At 36.1% G+C, this 14,401-nt stretch carries 12 protein-coding genes; 4 read left to right on the forward strand and 8 right to left on the reverse strand.

Translation table 11 applies throughout. From position 1 onward, the window contains the following. Window positions 1–129 precede the first annotated feature (129 nt). From K5Q13_RS08080 to metG, 3 genes are all read right to left on the reverse strand, one after another. The gene (locus tag K5Q13_RS08080) at window positions 130–939 is read right to left on the reverse strand and encodes a metallophosphoesterase (RefSeq protein WP_220741185.1); all 810 of its coding nucleotides are present in this window, start codon (window positions 937–939) and stop codon (window positions 130–132) included. A gap of 145 nt (window positions 940–1,084) precedes the next feature. Then, window positions 1,085–2,101 (reverse strand): type I glyceraldehyde-3-phosphate dehydrogenase, encoded by a 1,017-nt coding sequence (gene gap / locus K5Q13_RS08085; RefSeq protein ID WP_220741186.1) that lies wholly within the window; start codon window positions 2,099–2,101, stop codon window positions 1,085–1,087. Between the two features lie 247 nt (window positions 2,102–2,348). Beyond that, a complete protein-coding gene (gene metG / locus K5Q13_RS08090) occupies window positions 2,349–4,460 on the reverse strand; it encodes a methionine--tRNA ligase (RefSeq protein WP_220741187.1) in 2,112 nt (703 codons plus the stop codon). A gap of 222 nt (window positions 4,461–4,682) precedes the next feature. Between metG and K5Q13_RS08095 the strand changes: the two genes are divergently transcribed. Both K5Q13_RS08095 and K5Q13_RS08100 read left to right on the forward strand, forming a co-directional pair. Further along, entirely contained in the window at window positions 4,683–5,339 is a 657-nt protein-coding gene (locus K5Q13_RS08095) for an HD domain-containing protein (RefSeq protein WP_220741188.1), read from the forward strand. 76 nt (window positions 5,340–5,415) lie between these two features. Further along, window positions 5,416–6,291, forward strand: a complete 876-nt coding sequence (locus K5Q13_RS08100) for a DNA/RNA non-specific endonuclease (protein WP_220741189.1) — start codon at window positions 5,416–5,418, stop codon at window positions 6,289–6,291. Window positions 6,292–6,506: 215 nt separating this feature from the next. Here the strand turns inward: K5Q13_RS08100 and K5Q13_RS08105 are convergent, their stop codons facing one another. Continuing rightward, window positions 6,507–8,096: a zinc ribbon domain-containing protein gene (locus K5Q13_RS08105; RefSeq protein ID WP_220741190.1), complete on the reverse strand. Its 1,590-nt coding sequence runs from the start codon at window positions 8,094–8,096 to the stop codon at window positions 6,507–6,509. 11 nt (window positions 8,097–8,107) lie between these two features. Next, entirely contained in the window at window positions 8,108–8,995 is an 888-nt protein-coding gene (locus K5Q13_RS08110; RefSeq protein WP_220741191.1) for a hypothetical protein, read from the reverse strand. A 202-nt stretch (window positions 8,996–9,197) separates the two neighbouring features. Between K5Q13_RS08110 and K5Q13_RS08115 the strand changes: the two genes are divergently transcribed. Further along, window positions 9,198–10,178 (forward strand): helix-turn-helix domain-containing protein, encoded by a 981-nt coding sequence (locus tag K5Q13_RS08115; protein ID WP_246574220.1) that lies wholly within the window; start codon window positions 9,198–9,200, stop codon window positions 10,176–10,178. 14 nt (window positions 10,179–10,192) lie between these two features. Here the strand turns inward: K5Q13_RS08115 and K5Q13_RS08120 are convergent, their stop codons facing one another. After that, window positions 10,193–11,206, reverse strand: coding sequence for an NAD(P)/FAD-dependent oxidoreductase (locus K5Q13_RS08120; protein WP_220741192.1), 1,014 nt, complete (start codon window positions 11,204–11,206; stop codon window positions 10,193–10,195). A 144-nt stretch (window positions 11,207–11,350) separates the two neighbouring features. Here K5Q13_RS08120 and K5Q13_RS08125 point away from each other — a divergent pair, with 144 nt between their 5' ends. After that, window positions 11,351–12,310, forward strand: a complete 960-nt coding sequence (locus K5Q13_RS08125) for a nucleoside hydrolase (protein ID WP_220741260.1) — start codon at window positions 11,351–11,353, stop codon at window positions 12,308–12,310. A gap of 104 nt (window positions 12,311–12,414) precedes the next feature. Here K5Q13_RS08125 and K5Q13_RS08130 read toward each other — a convergent pair whose 3' ends face one another. Both K5Q13_RS08130 and K5Q13_RS08135 read right to left on the reverse strand, forming a co-directional pair. Further along, window positions 12,415–13,071 carry a histidine phosphatase family protein gene (locus K5Q13_RS08130; protein WP_220741193.1) on the reverse strand — a complete coding sequence of 219 codons (657 nt, stop codon included), beginning with the start codon at window positions 13,069–13,071 and terminating at the stop codon, window positions 12,415–12,417. A 78-nt stretch (window positions 13,072–13,149) separates the two neighbouring features. Next, window positions 13,150–14,397 carry a glutamate-5-semialdehyde dehydrogenase gene (locus tag K5Q13_RS08135; RefSeq protein ID WP_220741194.1) on the reverse strand — a complete coding sequence of 416 codons (1,248 nt, stop codon included), beginning with the start codon at window positions 14,395–14,397 and terminating at the stop codon, window positions 13,150–13,152. Window positions 14,398–14,401: the final 4 nt, after the last annotated feature.

Raw genomic sequence — 14,401 nt, forward strand, 5'->3', positions numbered from 1 at the left:
TTACAAAACACATTTCCTTTCGTCTAATACTTCGACTATCGAAATATATAATAGTAAAATTATCTCATGGTTTATTTCGATAGTCAAACTAAATATTAAAAAATAAAAAAAGATACCGTTGATAGTACCTTAAAAATCTAATATAACGAGACGATTTTGCCACTCTGTTATGAAATCATCACTTGCCCATTCTTGTACTCGTGCAGTGTTGTAACCCACAGCAGCGTTGTAATACATATTATTTCCTACCTTTAATGGCGCAGGATGCAAATGGAGGTGACCAGTGATTGTATCAATTGTATAAGAATTGTCTAAAGTTTTACCTAACTGATTACTTCCCAGAAAAGCGTTAGCCATATCTAAACGTGATTTCCCATTTGGAAAACGTTTAATATAATCATTACGTGGTACAAAATGTGAAACAATCACAGTTTGTTTACGTTCGGCTAAATCTAATTGATTTTGTATTTGTTTCATATTACGATCAAAACGTTCTTTATCTGAAACTGGTTGTTTAATGCGACGGTCATACCAAAAGGCATTTTTAAACTGTTGTACTTGTTCTTCAGTATAATCATTGCCAACAAAGTCATAGTTATACCAACCATTGTTTCCAATTAGTCGTATTGTTGGGGTTAAATCAATGAACTTATTATGGAAGTAAAGTGAATCAATATCACTTTCAAGTTCCTCATAAGTCACGCCATTACCCATGTCATGGTTACCAGCAAGAAAACGTGTTATCATCTTATCACCTAGTGCGTCTTGCATATCACGTGCAAATGCTAATGATTTTTGAAAATCATTAAATAAATCACCTGCAATGACATAAATATCCACACCTTGGTTCAACAAATAAAGTGCCTGTATGTGCATTGCACGTTTAACGTCAATCTTATTTAAATCAAAATGATTATCTGATGAAAACGCAACTTTCACTGATGAAACCTCTTTCACATAGTTGAGTAAAGTATAGCATATTTTTTTGTAAAAGCGTACACATACAAAAAACCCGCTACAGCAGGTTTCTAGTAGATCCGGATCCGTTAGCTAAAGCTTAAAGAGTCCTTCACATATATTTTAATTACAAAGTAGCAAAGTGCAACAATGTACGGATCATGTTTGAAGTGAAACCGTATTCGTTATCGTACCAAGCAGAAATTTTAACCAATTGTGAACCGTTACCAGTAGTGATTTCAGTTTGTGTTGGATCAAAGACAGTACCATGTGTGTCGCCAATGATATCAACTGATACCAAGCCATCACCATTGTAACCAAATGATTCTGATTCGTACTTCTTCATTGCTGCGTTAACTTCATCAACAGTTACTTCTTTTTCCAAAGTTGCTGTCAATTCTGTTACTGAACCATCGATAACAGGTACACGGAATGCATGTCCTTGCAAACGACCATCTAATTCAGGAATAACCAAACCGATAGCCTTGGCAGCACCTGATGAATGTGGCAAAGTAGTGTTTGCAGCAGCGCGGTTTTGTTGGCGCTTAGCGATACCTGACTTAGGTGCATCTTGCAAAGCTTGAGAAGCTGTATAAGCGTGCACTGTTGTCATTGTTCCAGCTTTAACACCAAATTCCTTGTTCAACGCATTAGCCATTGGTGCTAATGATTGCGTTGTGCACGAACCAGCAGAAACAATTGTGTCTTCTGCAGTCAAGATGTCTTGGTTTACGCCATAGACAACTGTAGGCACAGCACCAGCTGGTGCAGAAACTAAGACCTTCTTAGCACCTGCATCCAAATGTGCTTGTGACTTTTCAGCTGATGTATAGAAACCAGTTGCTTCTAATACATAATCAACACCATCGTTAGCAACCCACTTCAAGTCTGCAGCATTACGTTCTGCATAAACTGAATAGTGCTTACCATTGACAATGATGCCAGTGTCATCTGATGACACTTCAGCGTTCAAAGTACCATGAATTGAGTCATACTTCAACAAGTATGCCAACATATCAGGGCTAGTCAAATCGTTGATTGCAACAACCTCAATATCTGAAGCCTTATCTGATAATTCAAGAATACGACGGAAAGCCAAACGGCCAATACGTCCAAATCCGTTAATACCAATCTTAACAGTCATGTGTGTAGATCCTCCAAAAATTTTTGACTTTTGTCAACACCAATATTATAGCACAAAGTTAATGCTTGAGCGAACGCAAGTAATACAATTCGTTCAAAAAATCACTTGCTAATTTCTTGAAAAATTATTGATTAATGCGTTATTTTATTTTGATTTTTTATCCTAAAAATGCTCATATCACAAATTAAATAACCAACATTGTGATTAAACAAACTTTATAATATAACAATTTAACTAAAAATGTATTTTATTCAATACCCGAACCAGCTTCAATAACGTCAGGTAAAATTGTTACTGTGACAACACCATTTTTCTCGGCAGATAAAATCATACCTTCAGATAACTCACCTGCCATTTTACGCGGCTTCATGTTTGCTACAATCGCCACAGTTTTTCCAACTAATTCCGCAGGATCAGCATACCATTGGCGAATACCTGACAAAATTTGACGTGGCTTATCTGAACCATCATCAAGCGTAAATTTAAGTAGTTTTTCAGATTTTTCGACAATTTCACCAGCAGTAATTTTCGCTGCTACAATTTCAACTTTAGCAAAATCATCATACGTAATGAGATCAGTAGTCGTGGTATCTGCCGTAGCAGTCTTTTTGGCTGCCTCTTTAACTGCACGCCCCTTACCTTTAGTATCCTTAGATACTAATCCTGAAATGAATGAAACTTCTTCTTCAACGTCTTGGCGTGGGAAAATAGGTTCACCTTTTTTAACTATCTTGCCACCTGTTGGTAGCTTACCAAACGTTAGTCCGCCAATGCGAACACCGTCTTCTGGATAATCAAAACCGAGTTGTTCATAAATTTTTCTAGGTGCTTGAGTTAATACTGGTTGTAAGAGTACAGCCACAACACGCAATGCCCCAGCTAAGTGCGCCATAACATTTGATAACACAACTTTTTGCGTCTCATCTTTAGCGAGAACCCAAGGTTGCGTTTCATCGATATATTTATTAGCACGTCTAATAATTGTCCAAACATTCTCCAAAGCATCTGCCGTACGCATGTCTTGGAAATTTTTGTTGTAATCAACAATAGCATCTTCAACTGTGCTAACTAGGTTTTCATCAAATTCAGTCTTACCAGTACGAAGTTCTGGGATAATCCCATCTTCATATTTGTTTATCATTGCTACTGTTCGATTTAATAAATTACCCAAATCATTGGCTAAATCAAAATTAACACGTGCCACAAAGTCTTCTGGTGTGAACACACCATCATTACCAAATGGCATCGCCCGAAGTAAGTAATAACGTACAGCGTCTAAACCATAACGCGCTTCTAATACTTCTGGGTAAATCACATTGCCCTTTGATTTAGACATTTTGCCATCTTTCATGACTAACCAACCATGTCCAATAACAGATTTAGGTAATTCTAATCCAAGTGCATGCAACATAATTGGCCAATAAATTGTATGGAAACGCACAATTTCTTTACCAACTAATTGTACGTTGGCCGGCCAAAACTTATTGAACAATTCTGGGTTTTCAGAATCGTAACCCAGTGCTGTAATATAATTAGACAATGCATCAATCCAAACGTAGATGACATGCTTTTCATCCCCAGGAACCGGAATTCCCCAATCCACAGCTGTACGTGTCACTGCCAAATCTTCTAACCCTGGCGCAATGAAATTATTAATCATTTCATTCATTCGTGCCTCAGGTTGAATAAATTCTGGGTGCGTTTTGTAATAGTCAAGTAACCAATCAGCGTACTTACTCATTTTGAAAAAGTATGCTTCTTCTTTGACTAATTCAACTTCATGCCCTGAAGGGGCTTTTCCACCAATCATTTTACCGTCTGAATCACGAAATACCTCAGCTAACTGTGATTCTGTAAAGTACTCTTCATCAGAGACAGAATACCAACCTTCATATTCTCCCTTGTAAATGTCATCATTTTCAAGAAGCGTTGTAAAAATCTTTTGAACAGCTGTCTCATGGCGATCTTCGGTTGTACGAATAAAATCATCATATGAAATGTCCATTAATTGCCAAAGTGCTTTAATATCTTTAGCCATACCATCCAAGTAATCAATTTCTGAAATACCAGCGGCTTTAGATTTTTGTTGAATTTTGAGACCATGTTCATCGGTTCCAGTCAAAAAATGAACATCTTCTCCTAGTAAACGATGATATCGTGCAGCTGCATCAGCTAAAACAGTAGTATAAGTATTACCGAGCTGCAACTTGCCTGAGGGATAATAAATTGGTGTCGTAATATAGAATGTTTTATCTTTTTGGACAGAAAATTGCTGTTCTGCTTTTGAAAACTTATCGTAGACGACTGCTGAATCCGTAAGATTCGCTGTATTAAAAAGGACATTATTTGGTTCTGACATATGAGTCTCTCTTTCTATTACGCACCATATTATGACACGTTTCCTTACCATATGAGGCTTGCTTTATAAGACAATTATAACGAATTTTTAGTGTTTTTCATAGTTTTTATATATGACTTTCAATCATTTAACACACTTATCTGCTCATCTTAACGATTTTCATATCAATATCAAACATGATAAAGTTAAACATATAACGCTTTAAATAAAGGAAATACCACTATGACGCAACTCACAAAAATTACCAACTATATGCAAAACGCACTCGCTGCAGATACAACAGGTCACAGTGCTGACCATATCCATCGTGTCGTGGCCTTAGCAAATAAAATTTTAGCTCATGAACCAACTGCCAATCACTTCATTGTACAAGCTGCTGCAATATTGCATGATGTCTACGATGACAAGCTTTTTTCAACTGAAACCGACGCGACCCACGCCAAAAATGAACTGATCGCATTTTTACAAACAATTAGTGTTTCACCCACAGATACTAACCAAATTTTGTATATTATTGACAATATGTCATGGTCCAAATCAATTGATTCTCAGGCAAAACTCCTTGATATTAATGGCAAAATTGTACAAGATGCTGACCGTTTGGAGGCCATCGGAGCCATCGCAATTACACGTGCTGTTACTTACGGTATTGTCAAACACCGTGTACTTTATGATCCTGATATTTTGCCTCGCACAGCCAAAAGTAAAGCTGAATACCGTAGTGATAACAGCACAACGATTAACCACTTTTATGAAAAGTTACTATTAATAAAAGACCGTTTAAACACTGACACCGCACGTCAAATTGCAAATAGTCGGCACCAATTTATGTTAGATTTTCTTGAACAATTCAAGTCTGAATGGCATTTGCTTAAATAAAACCATTGACTATTCCGTCTCTATTTATTTTTCATTAAAAATGGTATGATTTTAAAAGCTTTTAATGGAGAATAATATGGCAAGAAAACGCACCTATAGACGCAAAGCAAGCCCACAAAACAAAATTTTTTCAATTATCATTTTAGTAGCTGTGTTCGGTTTTTATTTTTGGCAAAACGAATTTTCCGTACCTAAGGAAGATTCACCCGTTTCCAAATCACCAAAAGCAACGGCTGCTGATAATCAAGCATTATTAAATTTGAAATGGGACGGTACGCTTGATGGTGATATCGTTCATATCAATGATGATAAAGCCACTTTTACACAAGAGGAACTTAATCAAACTTTCCCATCACAAGCATCAAAACTGCGCCCCGTTGATGGCTTAAGCTTGTCACCTTTAGATAATCAAGGCCGTTCACAACAAGGTAATTTTGTAGCTAGTCAAGCTGCCATTGACAAAGTCACTGCACGACCTGAGAGAATTTCTTATGATGTGCGCCCCTCAGGTTGGTTCATCAATGATCGTTTTAACGGTGAAAAATGGGTCGGTGGCTACCACAATAATCCCAATGTTAAGCTAGGTAATGGTAGACAAGCACTTTGGAACAAATCTCATATTGTTGGATATCAATTTTTTGGTATGCCAACGATGGTTACTGAAAATATGACGACTGGTACACGTGTTCAAAACGCTTATCCTGGTCAGCTTGTTCCTGAAGATGATATTCGTGATGCAATCAAGAAACATCCTAATATCAAAATCAGAGGTCAAGTGACGCCTTTATACGTTGGCAATGATCGTCTTGCACGCGGCGTCCACTACATGGCAAAATCAATTCAAGATAACGGTAAAACACTGAACTTAAATTACTGGATTTTCAATGTTCAGCCAGGTATTCAAATCGACTATCAAACCGCTCGCTTTAAAGTTCTAAATTCAGCAAAATAAAAAATGACTAATTACTTTACAAGGTAACTAGTCATTTTTTATTCATTTACTTCAAGGGGATTGCGTTGCTTGAGCCGTGCTCACATCATCAGAACTATTTGAAAAAATCGCAATATAACTACTACTGATATTAAAAAATGTGCCAAAGGCACATTTTAAGTTAATGCATTATAAACCGCTGAATGCCGTGCAACAAAACATAGTATGTCATGTTTTTAACTCACATTACTATCTTCAGAAATCTTCTTTTGATCAGGATCAATTGATTCAATTTGCCATGTTTCACTACGTTTGTCATAAACCATATGTGCTGTTAGCTCATATGTCTGTGTTAAATCACCTGACGTGTCGTTATCTTCATCTGTTTCTGATGAATAATAAAAATCATTTTTCACTTGATATACAGCATCAGCAGTTGTCAAACTCGTTTGTTTCACTGACTTAACACTTGGCGTGTTAAAACTAACTGACTCTGCATTACGCTTGGCATCGTGTAGATTATGGCGAATCATTTGCTTGTAATCTTGATAAGCCTTGTTATTGGCACCATTTTTAAACATCGTTAGGTTGTCCGGATCTTCTTCATTTGATGCGTAGGACCCTACAGCATCATACATTGATGAAATTGTTTGATCAGCATCATCATCAGTCATCAGACCTTCTGCATCTAACGTGATACTCTCACCATCATACAAGTTTTGCAAACTTGTTTTACTTGTGCGAATTGTTTGGTCACCAAACTTCGTTTGTACATATGCCTTAGCACCCTTGCTCACTGGCATATTCTTGACTTCAATCAACCCATCAGATAGCGTACCAACTTTTGTATCACCAACGTATAAATCACCGGAACTTAAATTAGAATTCACATCAAAACTAATCATATTAATTGCTAAATCAACTGTTGATGAATTACTATCGATTGTTCGTTCATCACTTGTCGACACATCTTGACCACTCACTTTTCCAGTTGCGGTAAATTTATATACACCACTCACTTGATGTTTAAATGATTTTGAGTAACTATCTGAATCTGATGTTCCAATAGATTTACCGTTCATTTTAAGCGTAATATTTTTATTATTCGTTGATACATCAAAATTAACTGGCTTAATGGTTAACTGATAGTTAGGAAAGAACAAAAACTTTTTGCCGTTTTGTTTAAACGTAAATCCTGATCCACTTTCACCTGATATCAATTGGTCATAAACACTATTTTGACGTTGCTTTGACCAACTCTCACTTGAAATATTAGCAACAAAGGGAGCAAGTTCATCTGAATCAATTTTCTTTTTTGTATCTGACCATACGAAATTTTTCGCATATTTTGTAGCACTTTCAGACTTTAGCACTTTCAATGTACGGTTAGCTGTTGCTGATTTTGAGTAATATTTATTACCCCACGTGAATAAGCCAATACCTGCCACCACAACGATAGTAATTGCTGTGATAGCAATTTTTTTACCCGTTGACATTTTTGCACGCGGTACCATATTTTGACGATTGACATTTTGATCCGGTATCACTTGCTCTTCAGTTATTGGATTAACATCAGTAAAACCTGTTGTTTTAGCGCGTTGCACCTCATCAATACGGGGTAACCGGCCATTAACAGTCTCAAATTTTTCGCGCCATGCTTTTGCTTGTGTGATTTGCGGTTCAGATTGCGCTGTCTCTACAGTACTCTGAGAAACATCATTATACAGTGTAAAATTATTTTTTACTGCTTCTGTTACTTCATCTACTGTTGGATTTCTATGATTTTCTTTGGTAAATGCTGCTAACCAAGCTTTTTTTTGATCCATTGTATTTCACCTCACACATTTCCGATTGACTTGCCTAAGTTTTCCAGCAGAGGTGCAATAATAAATCTTAGTTCAATGACAATAACAATCGCACTTAAAAACCATTGCAACACAATTAACCATAATTGATCAATTTTTTGATTATTTTGATTCGCTTCAGTAATTAAAAACTGCTGTGCAGCAACTAATATGATAATTCCGATAACCAATATCACTGCTACGATACTAAATGAACTGAAAATTGTTTGCATGAAAGATGATATATTGTCAATTTCTGATACAGAAATTGACGGAATAGGTACAACAAATGATAAAATCACACCAATTAAATTAATCAATGCTAACGGTGCAAACCATTTCAAATATTTAGTCACTATCTTTTGTACACTAAATTTGTTGCGATTAATTAACAATAGTCCAGGTACGGCTGCAATGTAAAATAGTGCAAAAGCAATTACAATATAAAAGAAAAACTGTGTGTTAAATGCACTGAGTTGACTACGTATTGTAGCGGCTTCACTAGTATTAAAAGACGAGTAAGTCGTCAATGCTGAATTCAAGCCACGTCGAATGATATTTGAAACAGAAAATGCACCAGCAACAGAAGCAATAGCAAATGTAATCCACAGAAAAAGAGTCCCAACGACATCTTTATTTTGACTGGGATGAATTAACAATGGTTTAATCCATGTCCAATAATTTCCTGCATGCTGTTTAGCATTTGTATACACACGATTTGCATCTTCAGTGAGTTCCGCCTTATTCGCTGTGTTCGTAGTCCCCCCGTTACTCTCTAATGAAATCTCACCACTTTCAATAGCTGTTAGTGTTTCCTCAGCTGTTGGTTGACGATCATTTATTAACTCAAAATATGCTGCCCATTCTTTCTTTGTTGCCATACATATACTCCCTATTATTGATTTGCCCGTTATAGGACCATTATCTTACTATTGTATTATAAAAATAATTGTTACTCCGAATAGTCCCTCATTCGGGGTATAATAATAAAGATAGTCATATTACTTTAAAATGTTAAATTACAATATATATTAACATTTTAAAATAATTTATATACATTGATATCAAAACTGGGGTAAGTACATGAAAAAACCAATTGGGTACCATTTAAATGAAATACGTAAGAACAAAAATATTAAACTATCAGAGCTGTTAGATTACATAAACGTATCCAACTCTTCTTGGTATCGTTATGTTAAAGGTGAAACCGACATCACAGCGCTGCAATTTCTGCATACTGTTCGTTATTTACGTACAACTTTTTCGGAAGTTGCACATATGAAGGTTAGCGCAGATAAACGCATCACACTGCACAATACCGTCAGTAAACTGCCTGATCTTACCACTTATACCACACCTCTAAATGACTATTATGTCACACATAATATTGAGCAATTAAAATTAGCAGTCAAACTTTATCAAATGCACTCAACTACAACATTTAATCAAAATATACCAGCTGATTTAAAACAAGCGCTTAAAGAAGTTCTATTGACTGGAGAATATGGTTTAGAAGAAATAAACCTATTAGTCTTACTGAAATTGAAGTTTGACAACGTTATATTCCGAGAAGCAGAATTTATCAATATTATTCATAATTTGTTATCAAGTATCGAACACAATATTGATAAGACTGAATTGTTGGGTGATTTATCTGCGGCGCAACAAAATGTCGTTTATGCTAATCAATCATTAGGATTGCGATTTGCATTTAGTGCGCTCTCCAGTATTACAAGCCCTATTAAAGCACAACAACATGTGGCGTCACTTTTCCATGTCATTGAACTCAACGCACGCGCAAAATACACACCAAATTCACTCTATAACTTTGCTTCTCAAAAACTGATTTATATTGGCGAATCATATTTACTTGACTCACCAGATTACACTCAAGATTATTTAACATTCCGACAAGCTATTTTCACAATTTATCCCGATAATATACATCCCTTCATAGAAAATTTGAATTACGATTTATTAAAAATAAATTTATTCGAAAATACGATTTCTCCAGAAATGAAAAAAGCTTATCAACAATATGTTGTTGATAAGCAAATATATTAAGCATTATAAATGAACTACAGTAATTTACCATCCTTGATAACCATTGAACTAGAATGACCCGGTCCTCTTCTATCCGGATCAAATCTACGAATAGCAGCATTGACAGCATTTGGTGCTTCCCCAAAACCAATAGCAATTAAATCTGATTTGCCCACATAATGGCTAGCATCTCCAACAGCGTATATTCCAGGTATGCTGGTCTGCATTTCTTGATTAACATCAAATGCCAATCCTGCAACTTTTGGTTGAATATCCCATCCTTCGATGGTCTTGTTTTCTGAAATGAAACCATAATTAACAATTAAATCATCGACAATGATACGATTAGTTATGTCATCATTCTTGACTTCAGCCAAAGTAATTTCTAGTTGACCATTTGTTTGTTTCGTGACTGACACAATCTTTTTCGGTGTTTCCCTCACAACTGTTGACATCATAAGCTGATTCACACTTTGTTCCATTGCGCGAAATGTATCACGCCGATGTATAATTGTTGTTGATGCTGCCACACTGTTTAACATAGTTGCCATATCAACAGCTGAATCACCACCACCAGCAATTGCAATATGTCGATTTTCAAAATCATGGACATCATTCACAAAATAATGAACGCCCTGTCCCACCAACTTATCCACGCCTTCAATTTGAATTTTTCGTGGTTCAAACGCACCTTTTCCAGTAGTTATGATCACAGTTTTTGCTTGTAACGTTTCTCCTGAATGAGTAGTAATTGTGAACAACCCATCTGATTTTGCAATGTTAGTCACAGTAGTCTCTGTTTTTATTTCTACTGGAAATACATGTAATTGTTTATTTAATTCTGTAATAAATGCTGACCCTTTAATACCATAAAATCCGGCCACATCCAGTATGTTTTTTTCAGGGTAAAGTGCTGTGACTTGTCCACCAAGCGTTGCCAAACTCTCTATCAATACAATTTTTGTATCACGTAAACTCGCATAAAATGCAGTAAACATGCCAACTGGCCCACCGCCAATCACTGCTATATCATATATTTCCTGTTTCATAATGGAAGACACGTTTCCTTTCAACGACAATATCTTATTATATCACGCACTTTTCGTACAAAACCTTTCGTGAGTCGGTATAATAGAATTATTAATTCATGTGGAGGAAATGTGTCAGCAAGTAATATACGACACACAAACAATATGGCTCACAAAAAAATGATTCTCGATCTTGATACCGGTATTGATGATGCACTCGCTCTAGCCTACGCTGTAGGTGATCCAAATGTTGATCTCATTGGTATTATCTCTAGTTATGGTAATACTTTGATGACAACAGCAGCACAGAATTCACTCAATCTTTTACATTTACTCGGTGCTGATGACGTACCTGTCTTTCTTGGTGAAAGTCACTCGTCAACAACCAATCACTTTGATGTCATGCCAATTTCACAATTAATTCACGGTGAAAACGGTATTGGTGACGTCACTTTGGAAACGTCACCGCGATCTGTTGAACAACAATCTGGTGTCGATTTTCTAATTGAATCAGCACACAAGTATAATGATGACTTAATTTTTATTCCAACCGGTCCACTCACTAATCTAGCTTCAGCCATTAAAAAAGATTCAGCGGTTGCCACACTTATTGGCAATACGACCTTGATGGGTGGCGCGTTGACTGTACCAGGAAATGTGACACCATTTACAGAAGCAAATATTCACCAAGATCCAGAAGATGCTGATTTTGTATTCACACGTCAAAAAAACTTAACGATGGTTGGCTTGGATGTGACATTGCGCACGTTGCTCACTAAGAAGGAAACTACTGCTTGGCGTGCCTTAGACACAACGGCTGCCAATAAATTTGCTGAATTAATGGACTTCTATATTGATGCCTATGCTAACCTTAATATTGACAAAAAAGGTGCTGCACTTCATGATCCACTAGCCGTAGCTGTTGGAATCGATCATACTTACGTCTCAACTTTGCCTTTATCTATGCATGTAACATATGATAAAGAAAGTGGTGATTATGGTCGCACTATCGGGAATAAAGATAAACTATTTGAACCAACAACCTCAAAAGTAGCTGTACTTGTAGATACTAATCGCTTCGTATCTGATTTCCAAGCTATGATGCTCAGCGTACTAAAAAAATAATTTAATAGTTATTATGGCATAGAACCACTTAATAACATTTTTAAAAAGCGTCGAATTTTTAATAAATTCGACGCTTTTTCATGTAAAAAATAAGTGAAATATATTTAAAATATTGTTGTCAAATCGTTGAACTCATCAACAGTCAGATTGCCCTTTGAATCAAGATTAAAGACTGATACCGAACCGTTTTTAGGTCGATCTGCAGTTTGTAAATGAGCATAAGTTTTAGCTAAATTCCAGATTAATTGACCGTGTGTCACTAACAAAATAGTGCTATCGTCAGCGTAATTTTGTTGTAATTTAGCTAACGACGCATCCATTCTCTGCCAGAAATCAGCAGCATTTTCACCAAGACTTTGCGGATCAACATTATAAATTGTATCCATAATTTTTGTCATATCAACTTGTTTTGCCACTTCATCATGTGTCTGGCCAGTGATTTTTAACGCCTTTGCAACCGTGCGCCACATCTCTTTATTATCAGTACCTTCAAAACTACCGAAAAAGAATTCGCGCCAATCTGGTATGGCAACTAATTCTGGTTTTTTGTGTTCATTTTTTGACAAAATAAATTCTGCTGTGTGTATTGCACGTGACGTATCTGAAGATAAAGCAGCATCAAATTTAACATGTTTTAAACGTGCACCAGCTGCTAAGCCATCTTGTTCACCTTGATTAGTCAATGGGGTATCGGCCCACCCTTGAACCTTATCGAGCATATTAAAAATTGTTTGTCCGTGACGGACTGCATAAATTTTCATAATTATCCTCCTTACCTACTCTTAATTTTACCATACAAAAAAACAAACTATTATTATGATAGTTTGTTTTAAATCATATTATTCTCGAATTTGACCATCACCAAAAACTTCATACTTAATAGTCGTTAAGGCTGGCAGGCCCATAGGACCACGCGCATGTAACTTCTGTGTTGAAATACCAATTTCAGCCCCAAAACCGAATTCAAAACCATCAGTAAAACGGCTAGAAGCATTTTGATAAACAACTGCAGCATCAATTGTGTTCATGAATTTAACGACATTTTCTGTTGTTTGACTAATAATTGTTTCAGAATGATGCGTTGTATGAACATTAATCCATTCAATAGCCGTATCGATATCTTTTACAATTTTAATGCTCATGATCAAGTCATTATATTCTGTATCCCAATCTGCATCAGATACTGGTGCGATTTCTGAACTAATTTGACGACTGGCTTCGTCACCACGTAAGACCACATTTGACGCCAATAAATTAGCTACAATTTTAGGTAAAAATTCATCAGCAATTCTTTCATGAATTAACAATTTTTCAGCAGAATTACATACTGATGGTCTTTGTGTTTTAGCATTATGGATAATACGTAACGCATCTTCTTGATTAGCCGAATCATCTACAAAAATATGTGTATTTCCTGCGCCAGTTTCAATAACCGGAACGGTGGCATGCGTTACAACAAAATCAATAAATTTTGCAGAACCACGTGGAATTAAGACATCAATGTACTTTCTCATATGTAACAATTCATTCACCGATTCATGTGATGTATCAGTGATAAGCTGAATAATATCTGGATCCAATTGATTATCTTTTAAAACTTGTTTTAAAATTGACACCAAAAAACTATTAGTCAGAATTGCTTCTTTTCCGCCTCGTAAAATAACCGCATTACCTGATTTCAATGTTAAGGCAGCAGCATCAACTGTAACATTGGGACGCGCCTCAAACACCATTGCTACAACACCGAGTGGTACTATTTTTTTAACAATCTTTAGATCCACATGTGTCCGCCATTGATCATATGGTCCAGCCAATGGATCTGGTAGCTCGACAACTGAACGCAAAGAAGCCACAATATCTTGAATTGCTGGAGCATTTAAAGTCAGACGTTTTTGCATAGGTCCGCTTAAATTATGAGCATGATTTGCCAAATCTTTTTGGTTGGCAGCAATAATACCTTCTTTTTGTGCCAATAATGCCTGCCCCATCTCTAGTAACAATGCATTTCGCTTTTCAATTGATAAGAAAGCAATTTGACTACTTACTTTTCTAGCACGTTGCCCAATTTCTTGTACGGTCAATACCATAATA

The organism is Leuconostoc miyukkimchii (assembly GCF_019656055.1).
GTDB classification, from domain to species: domain Bacteria; phylum Bacillota; class Bacilli; order Lactobacillales; family Lactobacillaceae; genus Leuconostoc; species Leuconostoc miyukkimchii.